The sequence below is a fragment of the Pseudomonas putida genome (assembly GCF_002906855.1).
GTDB classification, from domain to species: domain Bacteria; phylum Pseudomonadota; class Gammaproteobacteria; order Pseudomonadales; family Pseudomonadaceae; genus Aquipseudomonas; species Aquipseudomonas putida_N.
On sequence record NZ_MINI01000038.1, the window covers coordinates 277,036 to 289,751 of the forward strand.

Here is a 12,716-nt window from a genome sequence, read left to right on the forward strand (position 1 = left end):
CCGTGAAAAAGGATTCCCTCAAAGGCTGGTTCAAGAGCGGCGCCCCAGGCGTCTGGATCAGCGGTGGCGCGGTGGCCATGGCGGTGATCATGACCGTCGGCCTGCTGGCGGTGATCGCCGTGCGCGGCCTGGGCCACTTCTGGCCGGCCGACCTGATCCAGGCCACCTACAAGGTGCCTGGCCAGGCCGACCATGTCGTCATCGGCGAAGTGGTGCAGAAGGAAGAAGTGCCGCGTGCCCGGCTCAAGGGCGCCGGCCTGCCGGTGCCGGACGACGGCCCGGAGTTCATGACCCGCGAGCTGATCAAGGTGGGTAACCGTGACCTCAATGGCAACGACTTCACCTGGGTGGTCGGCGACTGGCTGGTCGACGAGCAGAGCCCGGCCGACCTGATCGCCCTGGAGCGCCGCGAGTGGGGCAACTACTACGGCTACCTGGTCAGCGTCAAGGAAGAGGGCCGCGTGGTTGCCCAAGGCCCGGAGGCCTGGAGCGAGCTGCAAGCCCGTCTCAAGCGTGCCAACCAGCTCAACAGCGAACTGCAAACCCTCGAAAAGAAAGACATCGGTGCCATCAACCATGGCCTCGAACGCCTGCGCCTGCACGGTCGCAAGCTGGAACTGGACGGCAAGCTGGACGCCGCCGCCCAGGCCGACATGGACGCCGAACGCGCCGAACTGAACAGCCGTTACAAGGCCATCGAGGACCGCCTGCTGGGCCTGCACCAGGCCTTCGCCCGCGATAGCCTGGTGGCCCGCGACGGCAACGGCCGTGAAGTGGAAATCAACCTGAGCAAGGTGGTACACGCCATCCAGCCGAACGGCATGTCTGGCTTCAGCAAGATGGGCACCTACTTCACCAAGGTCTGGGATTTCCTCAGTGATGACCCGCGTGAGGCCAACACCGAGGGTGGTATCTTCCCGGCGATTTTCGGCACCGTGATGATGACCCTGATCATGGCCGTGATCGTCACGCCGTTTGGCGTGCTGGCTGCGGTCTACCTGCGCGAATACGCCAGGCAAGGCCCGGTGACCCGCCTGATCCGTATCGCGGTGAACAACCTGGCCGGCGTACCGGCGATCGTCTACGGCGTGTTCGGCCTGGGCTTCTTCGTCTATGTGCTGGGCGGCTCGATCGACCGCCTGTTCTTCCCTGAAGCGCTGCCGGCACCGACCTTGGGTACCCCAGGCCTGCTGTGGGCTTCGCTGACCCTGGCGCTGCTGGCCGTTCCGGTGGTGATCGTGGCCACCGAGGAAGGCCTGGCGCGGATCCCGCGGACCGTGCGTGAAGGCTCCCTGGCCTTGGGTGCGACCAAGGCCGAAACCCTGTGGAAGATCGTTCTGCCGATGGCCAGCCCGGCCATGATGACCGGCATGATCCTCGCCGTGGCCCGCGCCGCCGGTGAAGTGGCGCCGCTGATGCTGGTGGGTGTAGTGAAGCTGGCGCCATCGCTGCCGCTGGACGGCAACTACCCGTACCTGCACCTGGACCAGAAGATCATGCACCTGGGCTTCCATATCTACGACGTCGGCTTCCAGAGCCCGAACGTCGAAGCGGCGCGCCCGCTGGTATATGCCACCGCGCTGCTGCTGGTGCTGGTGATCGCCACCCTCAACCTGTCGGCGGTGTGGATACGTAACCACCTGCGCGAGAAGTACAAGGCGCTCGACAGCTGAACCTGAATTGCAAGCGTGCCGCCTGCCAGCCGGGCGGCCCTTTGAAACGAATTGAAAGCGTATGGAGTTGACCATGCAGAACGAATCCCACACCCGCAGCATCGACATGTCTGCCCTGGGTCGCGACAAGCAGGGCCTGCGCCTGGCCGAAGAAACCGTGGCCATCGAAGTGCCGGGCCTGAGCTTGTTCTACGGTGACAAGCAAGCCCTGTTCGACGTGCAGATGAACATCCCCAAGCAGCGCGTGACCGCCTTCATCGGCCCGTCCGGCTGCGGCAAGTCGACCCTGCTGCGCACCTTCAACCGCATGAACGACCTGGTCGACGGCTGCCGCGTGGAAGGCGCCATCAACCTGTACGGCAACAACATCTACCGCAAGGGCGAAGACGTGGCCGAGCTGCGTCGCCGGGTGGGTATGGTGTTCCAGAAGCCCAACCCGTTCCCCAAGACCATTTACGAGAACGTGGTCTACGGCCTGCGTATCCAGGGCATCAACAAGAAGCGCGTGCTCGATGAGGCCGTAGAGTGGGCTTTGAAGGGCGCCGCCCTGTGGGAGGAGGTCAAGGACCGCCTGCACGAGTCCGCCCTGGGCCTGTCCGGCGGCCAGCAGCAGCGCCTGGTGATCGCCCGTACCATTGCCGTCGAGCCGGAAGTACTGCTGCTCGACGAACCTTGCTCGGCGCTGGACCCGATCTCGACGCTGAAGGTCGAAGAGCTGATCTACGAACTGAAATCCAAGTACACCATCGTCATCGTGACCCACAACATGCAACAGGCGGCCCGTGTTTCGGACTACACCGCGTTCATGTACATGGGCAAACTGGTCGAATTCGGTGATACCGACACCCTGTTCACCAACCCGGCGAAGAAGCAGACCGAAGACTACATCACCGGTCGTTACGGCTAAGGCCGCTTTGCCCTGGGAACGATACGAACTACTTGAAGCTTGCAGCTGCTTCGCGGAGCGAACACATGATCAACAAAGAAAGCCTGACGCACCATATTTCCCAGCAGTTCAACGCCGAACTCGAAGAGGTGCGCAGCCACTTGCTGGCCATGGGTGGCCTGGTCGAGAAGCAGGTGAACGATGCCGTTACCGCGCTGATCGAGGCCGACTCGGGTCTGGCCCAGCAGGTGCGTGAAGTCGACGATCAGATCAATCAGATGGAGCGCAACATCGACGAGGAGTGCCTGCGCATCCTCGCCCGCCGCCAACCGGCGGCCTCCGACCTGCGCCTGATCATCAGCATCTCCAAGTCGGTGATCGACCTTGAGCGTATCGGTGACGAATCGACCAAGATCGCCCGCCGCGCCATCCAGCTGTGCGAGGAAGGCGAGTCGCCGCGTGGCTACGTCGAGGTGCGCCACATCGGCGACCAGGTGCGCAATATGGTGCGCGACGCCCTCGATGCCTTCGCCCGCTTCGACGCCGACCTGGCGCTGGCGGTGGCCCAGTACGACAAGACCATCGACCGCGAGTACAAGACCGCCCTTCGCGAACTGGTCACCTACATGATGGAAGATCCGCGTTCGATCACGCGGGTGCTCAGCGTGATCTGGGTGTTGCGTTCGCTGGAGCGCATCGGCGACCACGCGCGCAACATCTCGGAGCTGGTGATTTACCTGGTGCGCGGTACCGACGTACGTCACATGGGCCTCAAGCGCATGAAGGCAGAGGTCGAAGGCACTGTGGGTGACGCCGAAATTGCTAATGTTCCGGGCAAACCTGACGATAAATAAGATTGCTCCCGAGCATCGACGCCCGGCCCGTGCCGGGCGTTTTCGTGTGTGGCAGAGCAATCAGCAGGCACCCGCGAACGATGCGAAGAAGTCCCGGCGTGACCCTAGAGTTGGCAAGTGGCCACCATTGCGCGGTAGGCTAGTCGGGTACAAGAGGAGTATCGATGAGTAAAGTCAATGTGCTGGTCGTGGATGACGCACCGTTCATTCGTGACCTGGTGAGGAAGTGCCTGCGCAATGCCTTCCCGGGCATGGTCATCGAAGACGCGGTCAACGGTCGCAAGGCCATGGCCATGCTGGGCAAGGAACCGTTCGACCTGGTGCTGTGCGACTGGGAGATGCCAGAGATGTCTGGCCTCGAACTGCTGACCTGGTGCCGTCAGCAGCCGGAGATGAAGGACCTGCAATTCATCATGGTGACCAGCCGTGGTGACAAGGAGAACGTGATCCAGGCCATCCAGGCCGGCGTCTCCGACTTTGTCGGCAAGCCGTTCACCAACGAACAGCTGTTGACCAAGGTGAAAAAAGCCCTGAGCAAGATCGGCAAGCTGGAAAGCCTGATGGCCGGTGCACCGGCACGGGTGAATTCGGCATTTGCCAACGACTCGCTGAGTGCACTGACCGGTGGCAAGCCTGAAGCGGCCAAGGTGGCGGCCCCTGCTGCCGCGCCGGCCAAGCCTTTGCTCAATGCGCCGAAGCCGCAGACTGCGGCGGCTGCGGCCCAGGCCGGGCGGGGGCAGGGCCAGTTGCGCCTGGCCAGCGGCACGCAGCCCTGCGTGATCAAGGCGCTGAGCCTCAAGGAAGCGTTGCTGGTGGTACGTCGCAGTGCCGCGTTGCCACAGGTGCTGGAGGGCGCAGTGCTCGACCTGGAGCAGGGCGAGAATGCCGAAGTGGCGCGCCTGAACGGCTATCTGCACGCCATCGCGGCGCTGGAGCCCAAGCCAGAAAGTGACTGGCTGCAGCTGACCTTCAAGTTCGTCGACCAGGATGCGCAGAAACTCGACTACCTGTCGCGCCTGATTGCCCGCGGGACCCAGCAGAAGCACTTCACCCCCGGCGCTTGATCAAGGCCATAAACAGATCCCTTGTAGGAGCGTGTTTGCCCCGCGAACACCGGCAAAGCCGGTGCCAGTCACCGCGCTGCCCGCTTCTACAGGGTTCTTCCGACCAGCTGCAATACCGCTCCCAAATCCCGCTGCTAGTCTTCGACAGACCATACCTGTCAAAAAGCCACCATCATGCCAGCCGCCGCCCGCTTGCTGCTTTTCTGTGCCTTGCTTTCAGCTTCGGCGTCGAGCATGGGCAAGACGATCTACAAGACCGTCGACAACTCCGGCGTGGTCTCGTACTCCGACCGCTACAGCCCGGGGGCGAAAACCTTCGAGCTCAGCGAGCCGATCCTCGATCACATCGATGGCAAGGTGCGCTTGCAGGCCGAAACCTTCCCGGGCGGCGTGCGCTTCATGGTGCGCAATGACTTGTATGTGCCGATGCAGGTCGAGTTGCGTATCGACAAGCTGACCAACGCTTTCGGTGGCAACCAGCCGCGCAACATCCGCGCCGTGGTGGGGCCGCGTTCGAGCAAGGTGCTGAGTTCGGTGCTGGCCGCGCCCGGTGGCAAGTTGCAGTACGCCACAAGCTTCCAGTACGCCATGGGCGACCCTGGCCAGCGTTCTTTGGCTTACCGCTACCCGTTTCCCTGGAAGGGCGGGCCATTTCGCCTGACCCAGGGGCCCAACGGACGTTTCAGCCACTTCGGCCCCAGGAGCCGCTATGCGATGGACATCGCCATGCCGGAGGGCACGCCGATCATCGCCGCCCGAGGTGGGATGGTGGTTAAGGTCGAGAATGGCCAGAGTGGACGGGGCACCAACCCAGGGGGCAATTTCGTGCGGATTCTGCACCCCGACGGCACCATGGGCGTGTATCTGCATTTGATGCGTGGTTCGGTGGCGGTGCGCGAAGGGCAGCAGGTGGTGGTCGGGCAGGCCCTGGCCAAATCAGGCAATACCGGTAACAGCACCGGCCCCCACCTGCATTTCGTGGTGCAGCGCAATGTGGGCTTGGCGCTGGAATCGATACCGTTCCAGTTCGACCGGCCGCTTGGCGGGTTGCCGGACTTCACCGCCGGCAACCCCTAGGGTCAGTCGAGTTTCAGAACCTTGGCCAGGACGATCTTCGGCCCTTTCATCTTCTTGATGATGATGCGCAGGCCTTCGACTTCCAGCACTTCCTCTTCCTCGGGCACGCGCTTGAGGGTCTCGTAGACCAGGCCGGCGAGGGTTTCTGCCTCGATGTGGTCGAGGTCGACACCGAGAAGGCGCTCGACCTTGAACAGCGGCGTGTCGCCCCGCACCAGCAGTTTGCCTGGCTGGTAGGCGAGGATGCCGCGTTCGGTCTTGCGGTGTTCGTCCTGGATGTCACCCACCAGCACTTCCAGCACGTCTTCCATGGTCAGGTAGCCGATCACCTTGCCGTCGGCTTCCTCTACCAACACGAAGTGCGCGCCGCCCTTGCGGAACTGCTCCAGCAGCTGGGACAGCGGCATGTGCCGCGATACGCGCTCCAGCGGGCGGGCCAGGTCGTCCAGGTCGATGGTTGCGGGCAGGTGTTCGAGTTCGGCCAGCTCCAGCAGCAAGTCCTTGATGTGCAGCAGGCCGATGAATTCCTCGCGCTCGGCGTCGTACACCGGGTAGCGGCTGAACTTGTGCCGGCGTACCAGGGCGAGGATTTCCTTGAGCGGGGCATGGGCGTCGATGCTGACCATATCCTCACGCGAGTTGGCCCAGTCCACCACTTCCAGCTCGCCCATTTCCACGGCAGAAGCGAGTACGCGCATGCCTTGGTCGCTCGGGTCCTGGCCACGGCTGGAGTGCAGGATCAGCTTGAGTTCTTCGCGGCTGTAGTGGTGCTCATGGTGCGGGCCCGGCTCACCCTGGCCAGCGATGCGCAGGATGGTGTTGGCGCTGGCGTTGAGCAGGTAGATGGCCGGGTACATGGTCCAGTAGAACAGGTACAGCGGCACGGCGGTCCACAGCGACAGCAGCTCGGGCTTGCGGATTGCCCACGACTTGGGCGCCAGTTCGCCGACCACGATGTGCAGGTACGAAATGACGAAGAAGGCGACGAAGAACGACACCGCTTTGACCAGTTCGGCGCTGTCCACGCCCAGGTAGGCCAGCAGCGGCTCCAGCAGGTGGGCAAAGGCCGGCTCACCGACCCAGCCCAGGCCCAGCGAGGCGAGGGTGATGCCCAGCTGGCAGGCGGACAGGTAGGCGTCGAGCTGGTTGTGTACCTTGCGCAGGATGCTGCCGCGCCAGCCATGCAGTTCGGCGATGGACTCGACGCGGGTGGCGCGCAGCTTGACCATGGCGAACTCGGCGGCAACGAAGAAGCCGTTGAGCAGCACCAGCAGGAAGGCGAAGATGATCATGCCGAAATCGGCGAATAACGAGGCGAGGCTGATACCAGGGGAAGGGTCCATGATGGAGTTTTTACGGGGTCCGTCTTTGAGATAGAGAGAAAAAAAGTGCCAGCTCTTGCTGGCACAGGGGATCCAATGTAGCGGCTGGGGCTGCAAAAGCAAAGGGCTGCAAAGCAGCCCCCGGCACCTCAGGCCTTGCCGTTGGCCAATTGTGCCGGCCCAAAGTGACAGGTGAAGGTACTGCCATGCCCCGGCACGCTGCTGATTTCCAGCTTGCCGCGGTGGCGCATCAGCACGTGCTTGACGATCGCCAGCCCAAGGCCGGTGCCGCCGGTATTCGATGCACGGCTGGAGTCGACCCGATAGAAGCGTTCGGTCAGCCGCGGCAGGTGCTTGGCGTCGATACCGACCCCGGAATCCTGCACCGACAGGTGCGCGCCGTGTTCGTCGCCCCACCAGCGGATGCGGATGTTGCCTTCATCCTGGGTGTACTTCACGGCGTTGAACACCAGGTTGGAGAAGGCGCTGCGCAGTTCCGACTCGCTGCCCTTCAGGCGTAGGCCCGGCGCGGCCTCCAGGGTGATCTTCTGGTTACGCGGCCCGGACAGTGCCTGGGCATCCTGCTTGATTGCGCTGAGCAAGGCATCGACCGCGACCGGCTGGTTGTCCGACGGGTAGTCGGTGGCTTCCAGCTTGGCCAGCAGCAACAGGTCGTTGAGCAGGGTCTGCATGCGCGAACCTTGTTGGGTCATCTGCTGCAGCGCCCGGGCCCAGCGCGGGTTCACGTCCTCGACGTTGTCCAGCAGGGTTTCCAGGTAGCCGGTGATCACGGTCAGCGGCGTGCGCAGCTCGTGGGAGACGTTGGCGACGAAGTCCTTGCGCATCTGCTCGAGCTGATGGATGCGGGTGACATCGCGCACCAGCATCAGGTGCTCGTTGTTGCCGTAGCGGGTAATGTGCAGCTGCACGCGCAGGCGGTCGTTGATCGGGGAAGGGATTTCCAGCGGCTCGACGTAGTTCTCTGCCTCGAAGTATTCCTTGAAGCGCGGGTGGCGCACCAGATTGGTTACCGGCTGGCCGCCGTCCTGCGGGGTCTTGAAGCCCAGCAGCGTCTCTGCGGCGCGGTTCCACCACTCCAGGTTGCCGTCGCTGTCGAGCATGATCACCGCGTCGCGCAGCGCCGCAGTGGACTCCTGCACCCGGTCGATTACCGCCTGCAGGCGCCCGCGCACGCGCTGGTCGCGGCGCTGCAGGTGGTAGATGCTGTCGAATACCTCGCCCCACAGGCCGTAGCCATCGGGTGGTGCTTCATCGGGTTGGTGGTTGCGCAGCCAGTCGTGCAGCCGCAGCAGCTGCTTGAGGGTCCAGCCCAGGTACAGCGCCAGGCCGATGGCCAGGCTCCAGCCGTAATAGCCGCTGACCAGGCCGCCGATCAGGCAGACGGTGATCAGCAGCAACAGGTGGCGAATCAGGGTCGCGTGCCAGTTCTGGTTCAATTGACGGTCCTTGTACAACGACTTGCAGCTTGGCGCTTGAAGGCTCGATCAGCTCTTGGTCGAGAAGCGGTAGCCAGTGCCCCGGACGGTTTGTACCAGATTTTCGTAGGCTTCACCCAGTGCCTTGCGCAGGCGACGGATGTGCACGTCGACGGTGCGCTCCTCGACATACACGTTGCCGCCCCACACCTGGTCGAGCAGTTGGCCGCGGGTGTAGGCGCGTTCCTGGTGAGTCATGAAGAACTGCAGCAGTCGGTATTCGGTAGGGCCCATCTCGGCCGGCTTGCCGTCGATGGTCACGCGGTGGCTGATCGGGTCGAGCAGCAGGCCACCGACTTCGATTGGCGCTTCGCTGTCGCTCGGGCCGGTGCGACGCAGCACGGCCTTCAGGCGGGCGACCAGCTCGCGGGGCGAGAACGGCTTGGTGATGTAGTCGTCGGCGCCAACTTCCAGGCCCTGGATCTTGTTGTCCTCTTCGCCTTTGGCGGTGAGCATGATGATCGGAATGTCGCCGGTCAGTTCGTCGCGCTTCAGGCGGCGTGCCAGCTCGATGCCGGAAGTACCGGGCAGCATCCAGTCGAGCAGGATCAGGTCCGGTTTGCGGTCGACAATGATCGCGTGGGCCTGTTGCGAATTCTCCGCTTCAAGGCAGTCATAGCCGGCCATTTCCAATGCAACGGCGATCATCTCGCGAATAGGCGCTTCGTCGTCGACGATCAGAATGTTTCTGCCAACCATGCTCAAAACCTCTCCCAGTAATCGTGTCTTGGCCCGCATTAGATAACGGAATTATTGCAGCTGTGTGACAGGGTGTTGGCCGTTCTGGCGACATTCCATGACTGGGCTAGGCTTCACAGGGCCGTTGCGGCGGCAAACAGAATGCAATCCACCCCCGAATTCATGGTGATTCCAATGACACGACATACGCTGAGCTGGATGGCCCTTTTCGCTGCACTGGCGCTTCCGGGGGTGGCGTCCGCCCACCATGCCATGGAAAAAGACGGCATGTGGGTCGACCACGAAGGCATGACGCTGTACACGTTCGACAAGGATGCAGGCGGCAAGTCGATGTGCAGTGGTGATTGTGCGACCAACTGGCCTCCACTGATGGTCGAGAAGGGCGAGAAGGCTGAAGGCAAGTGGACACAGATCAAGCGTGACGACGGCAAGATGCAGTGGGCCTATGACGGCAAGCCGCTGTACACCTTCGTCAAGGACAAGAAGGCCGGGGACATGACCGGTGATGGCATGAAGGACGTCTGGCATGTCGCCAGGCCGTAAAAGCTGACACTTGGCCCTGTGGGAGCGAGCTCACCCGCTCCCACAGGGGAGGTAAGGATCAGCGCAGGGCGTAATCCAGTACCACCCCGATGAACACCAGCAACCCCGCCCAGTGATTGTGCAGAAACGCCTTGAAGCACGACTCGCGGTCCAGCTTGCGCGTCGACCAGTATTCCCAGGCGAAGCACACCGCGGCACCCAGCAACCCCAGGTGGAACCAGCCGCCCAGCTCGAAACGGCTACCCGCCAGTAGCAGGCAGCCCAGCGATAGCAACTGCAATGTCAGGATGATCGTTCGGTCTGCATCGCCGAACAGGATCGCGGTCGATTTCACCCCGATCTTCAGGTCGTCATCACGGTCGACCATGGCGTAGTAGGTGTCGTAACCCACCGTCCACAGCAGGTTGGCGATGTACAGCAGCCAGGCACTGGCCGGCAACTCGCCCCCGGCTGCGGTAAAGGCCATGGGAATGCCCCAGGAATACGCGGCACCCAGCACCACCTGCGGGTAATAGGTGTAGCGCTTCATGAACGGGTAGCAGAACGCTAGCGCCACCGCGCCGAACGACAGCCACACGGTCCGGCTGTTGGTGCACAGCACCAGCAGGAAGCTCACCCCGACCAGGATGGCGAACAACGCCAGCGCCTCGCGCGATTTGACCCGGCCACTGGCCAGCGGGCGGTCGGCAGTACGTTTGACGTGGCCATCGACCTTGCGGTCGGCGAAGTCGTTGATGCAGCAGCCGGCGGCGCGCATCAGCACCACGCCCAGGCCGAAGATCAGCACGTTGGCGAAGGTTGGCGAACCGTGCCCGGCAATCCATACCGCTGACAGGGTCGGCCAGAGCAGCAGATAAATGCCGATCGGCCGGTCCATGCGGCTGAGCTGGACGAAGTCCCAGGCCCGTGGGTGCAGGCGGTTGAGCGACTTGAGCAGTTGCAGGTACATCAGCGGTTCTCCTCCTTGGCCGCTTGCCACAGTGTAGGCAGGAAAACCTCGGCCACCAGCAGATCGAGGCCGTCACGGGCGAAGCGCGAGCGGCGCCCCCACAAGCCGGCTTGTGCGGCATTGGCTGGCAACCAGCCTTGTGGATAACGGCACACTTCGAGCGGGTGGCGAATGAACGCCTGGTCGCAGAACAGCAGTTCGCCCAGCGAGCGGCTGCCCAGGGTTTCCAGGTCCAGCCCGCCCCGTTCCAGGGCGCTGCGGCTGGCCACGCTGCGGGCGAACACCCAAGGTTCGCCATGCCCGCGCAGGAACACTTCGCGCACCCAGCCTTCGGCGCCTGGAGCGATATTCAGCGCCAGACATTCGTCATCGCGCAGCGGTTGCCAGCCTTCGAACAGGGGGGTGACACTGAAGTGGTCCTGGGACAGCTGGGTGAGGCGGCGAGTCAGGGAGCCTTCGTCGAACAGCCAGGCCAGGGTTGGCTGGTCGATTTCAGTGGCCAGCTGTGAATACGGCAGCCACGCGAGAGCGGCTGCTTGCGGGGATTCGTACGACACGTCGGTATGCTTGATTACAGCCAGAGAGGCGGCGAGCTTAGCATGATTGCCCCGACTGCTTGCATAATGGCCGGCTACAACAAAGCCTGAGCGACAACGAGGAAAAAGACCTGATGAAAAAGTGGCAGTGTATTGTCTGTGGCCTGATCTATGACGAAGCCGAAGGCTGGCCGGATGACGGCATCCCGCCCGGTACTCGCTGGGAAGACGTGCCGGCAGACTGGCTGTGCCCTGACTGCGGCGTGGGCAAGAGCGACTTCGAAATGATCTCCATCGGCTGATAGAGGAAAGCAGCGCATGACGTCCCCCGTGGTAATCATTGGTACCGGCCTGGCCGGCTACAACCTGGCCCGTGAATTCCGCAAGCTCGATGGCGACACGCCGCTGCTGCTGATTACCGCCGACGATGGCCGTTCCTACTCCAAGCCCATGCTCTCCACCGGTTTTGCCAAGCACAAGGACGCCGATGGGCTGTGCATGGCCGAACCTGGCGTGATGGCCGAGCAGCTCAAGGCCGAGATCCGCACCCATACCCGCATCAGCGGTATCGACCCGGGCCACAAGCGCCTGTGGATCGGTGAAGAGGCGATCGCGTATCGCGACCTGGTACTGGCCTGGGGGGCGCAGACCGTGCGAGTGCCGATCGAAGGCGATGGTGCCGAGCGGGTATTCCCGATCAACGACCTTGAAGACTACGCGCGCTTCCGGGCCGCTGCTGCGGGCAAGCAGCGCGTGCTGATTCTCGGTGCCGGCCTGATCGGTTGCGAGTTCGCCAACGACATGCACCTGGGCGGTTTCGAGGTCGACGTGGTGGCGCCTTGCGAGCAGGTCATGCCGACCTTGTTGCACCCGGCGGCCGCCGCTGCCGTGCAAGCCGGCCTGGAAGGGCTGGGCGTACGCTTCCACCTCGGCCCGGTGCTGACGCGCTTGCAACAGGCGGGTGAAGGGCTTGAGGCGCATCTGTCCGATGGACAAGTGATCACCTGCGACCTGGTGGTATCGGCCATCGGCCTGCGCCCACGTACCGACCTCGCCGCTGCCGCCGGGTTGCAGACCAATCGCGGCGTGGTCGTGGACCGCCAACTGCGTACCTCGCACAACAATATTTTCGCCCTTGGCGACTGCGCCGAAGTCGACGGTATCAACCTGCTCTACGTCATGCCGTTGATGGCCTGCGCCCGTGCCCTGGCGCAGACCCTGGCCGGCAACCCGACCCCGGTCAGCTATGGGCCGATGCCGATCACCGTGAAGACCCCGGCGTGCCCGCTGGTGGTATCTCCGCCGCCAGTGGGCCGTGAAGGCAACTGGCAGGTCGAAGGGCAGGGTAGCGACCTCAAAGTGCTCTGCCATGCTAGCGACGGGCAGTTGCTCGGCTATGCCCTGACCGGCAGCGCCGTCATGGAAAAGCTGGCGCTGAATCGGCAGTTACCCGCCCTGATGGCGTAAATAGCGGGCGTTCTGTCGGATTTATCCTGTTGTTGTCAGCACAATGGCCGCCCAGATACTGGCGCGGCCTCGGTGGGCGTGCCATTCTCAGTTCCGTCTGCCGCAGATTAGAGCCTGCGGTGCCTTGAACGCTGCTTCAATGGCAGCACG

13 protein-coding genes are annotated in these 12,716 nt (G+C 63.2%); 8 read left to right on the forward strand and 5 right to left on the reverse strand.

Translation table 11 applies throughout. The features are described 5' to 3' along the window. The first annotated feature begins 2 nt into the window (after positions 1-2). The 5 genes from pstA to BGP85_RS13775 all read left to right on the forward strand — a co-directional run bounded on the left by pstA (position 3) and on the right by BGP85_RS13775 (position 5,554). Positions 3-1,673 (forward strand): phosphate ABC transporter permease PstA, encoded by a 1,671-nt coding sequence (pstA, locus tag BGP85_RS13755; RefSeq protein ID WP_103448448.1) that lies wholly within the window; start codon positions 3-5, stop codon positions 1,671-1,673. Between the two features lie 73 nt (positions 1,674-1,746). Further along, on the forward strand, positions 1,747-2,580 hold the full coding sequence (gene pstB / locus BGP85_RS13760; RefSeq protein ID WP_103449859.1) for a phosphate ABC transporter ATP-binding protein PstB: 834 nt from the start codon (positions 1,747-1,749) through the stop codon (positions 2,578-2,580). A gap of 65 nt (positions 2,581-2,645) precedes the next feature. Continuing rightward, complete coding sequence (gene phoU, locus BGP85_RS13765; protein WP_103448449.1) at positions 2,646-3,413, forward strand: phosphate signaling complex protein PhoU; 768 nt, start codon at positions 2,646-2,648, stop codon at positions 3,411-3,413. 164 nt (positions 3,414-3,577) lie between these two features. Next, positions 3,578-4,477, forward strand: coding sequence for a response regulator (locus tag BGP85_RS13770; RefSeq protein ID WP_103448450.1), 900 nt, complete (start codon positions 3,578-3,580; stop codon positions 4,475-4,477). Between the two features lie 174 nt (positions 4,478-4,651). After that, positions 4,652-5,554 (forward strand): peptidoglycan DD-metalloendopeptidase family protein, encoded by a 903-nt coding sequence (locus tag BGP85_RS13775; RefSeq protein ID WP_103448451.1) that lies wholly within the window; start codon positions 4,652-4,654, stop codon positions 5,552-5,554. A gap of 2 nt (positions 5,555-5,556) precedes the next feature. Here the strand turns inward: BGP85_RS13775 and BGP85_RS13780 are convergent, their stop codons facing one another. The 3 genes from BGP85_RS13780 to phoB form a co-directional block, all read right to left on the reverse strand. Then, complete coding sequence (locus tag BGP85_RS13780; protein ID WP_103448452.1) at positions 5,557-6,897, reverse strand: hemolysin family protein; 1,341 nt, start codon at positions 6,895-6,897, stop codon at positions 5,557-5,559. A 128-nt stretch (positions 6,898-7,025) separates the two neighbouring features. Beyond that, the gene (gene phoR / locus BGP85_RS13785) at positions 7,026-8,333 is read right to left on the reverse strand and encodes a phosphate regulon sensor histidine kinase PhoR (RefSeq protein ID WP_103448453.1); all 1,308 of its coding nucleotides are present in this window, start codon (positions 8,331-8,333) and stop codon (positions 7,026-7,028) included. A 48-nt stretch (positions 8,334-8,381) separates the two neighbouring features. Continuing rightward, positions 8,382-9,071: a phosphate regulon transcriptional regulator PhoB gene (gene phoB / locus BGP85_RS13790; protein ID WP_003253341.1), complete on the reverse strand. Its 690-nt coding sequence runs from the start codon at positions 9,069-9,071 to the stop codon at positions 8,382-8,384. A 174-nt stretch (positions 9,072-9,245) separates the two neighbouring features. On the opposite strand from phoB, the gene BGP85_RS13795 reads away from it, so the two are divergent. Further along, complete coding sequence (locus BGP85_RS13795) at positions 9,246-9,614, forward strand: COG4315 family predicted lipoprotein (RefSeq protein WP_103448454.1); 369 nt, start codon at positions 9,246-9,248, stop codon at positions 9,612-9,614. A gap of 58 nt (positions 9,615-9,672) precedes the next feature. Here BGP85_RS13795 and ubiA read toward each other — a convergent pair whose 3' ends face one another. Continuing rightward, positions 9,673-10,563 (reverse strand): 4-hydroxybenzoate octaprenyltransferase, encoded by an 891-nt coding sequence (gene ubiA, locus BGP85_RS13800; protein ID WP_103448455.1) that lies wholly within the window; start codon positions 10,561-10,563, stop codon positions 9,673-9,675. Next, the gene (locus tag BGP85_RS13805) at positions 10,563-11,120 is read right to left on the reverse strand and encodes a chorismate--pyruvate lyase family protein (RefSeq protein WP_103448456.1); all 558 of its coding nucleotides are present in this window, start codon (positions 11,118-11,120) and stop codon (positions 10,563-10,565) included. The genes ubiA and BGP85_RS13805 overlap by 1 nt, the downstream gene beginning before the upstream one ends. Positions 11,121-11,233: 113 nt before the next feature. On the opposite strand from BGP85_RS13805, the gene BGP85_RS13810 reads away from it, so the two are divergent. Both BGP85_RS13810 and BGP85_RS13815 read left to right on the forward strand, forming a co-directional pair. After that, entirely contained in the window at positions 11,234-11,401 is a 168-nt protein-coding gene (locus BGP85_RS13810; protein ID WP_027917042.1) for a rubredoxin, read from the forward strand. Between the two features lie 16 nt (positions 11,402-11,417). Then, complete coding sequence (locus BGP85_RS13815) at positions 11,418-12,566, forward strand: NAD(P)/FAD-dependent oxidoreductase (RefSeq protein WP_103448457.1); 1,149 nt, start codon at positions 11,418-11,420, stop codon at positions 12,564-12,566. Positions 12,567-12,716: the final 150 nt, after the last annotated feature.

Coding starts and splice junctions, on each gene's coding strand:
- pstB (WP_103449859.1), top strand. CDS start 1,747: ATGCAGAACGAATCCCACACCCGCAGCATCGACATGTCTGCCCTGGGT.
- phoU (WP_103448449.1), top strand. CDS start 2,646: ATGATCAACAAAGAAAGCCTGACGCACCATATTTCCCAGCAGTTCAAC.
- BGP85_RS13770 (WP_103448450.1), top strand. CDS start 3,578: ATGAGTAAAGTCAATGTGCTGGTCGTGGATGACGCACCGTTCATTCGT.
- BGP85_RS13775 (WP_103448451.1), top strand. CDS start 4,652: ATGCCAGCCGCCGCCCGCTTGCTGCTTTTCTGTGCCTTGCTTTCAGCT.
- BGP85_RS13780 (WP_103448452.1), bottom strand. CDS start 6,897: ATGGACCCTTCCCCTGGTATCAGCCTCGCCTCGTTATTCGCCGATTTC.
- phoB (WP_003253341.1), bottom strand. CDS start 9,071: ATGGTTGGCAGAAACATTCTGATCGTCGACGACGAAGCGCCTATTCGC.
- BGP85_RS13795 (WP_103448454.1), top strand. CDS start 9,246: ATGACACGACATACGCTGAGCTGGATGGCCCTTTTCGCTGCACTGGCG.
- ubiA (WP_103448455.1), bottom strand. CDS start 10,563: ATGTACCTGCAACTGCTCAAGTCGCTCAACCGCCTGCACCCACGGGCC.
- BGP85_RS13810 (WP_027917042.1), top strand. CDS start 11,234: ATGAAAAAGTGGCAGTGTATTGTCTGTGGCCTGATCTATGACGAAGCC.
- BGP85_RS13815 (WP_103448457.1), top strand. CDS start 11,418: ATGACGTCCCCCGTGGTAATCATTGGTACCGGCCTGGCCGGCTACAAC.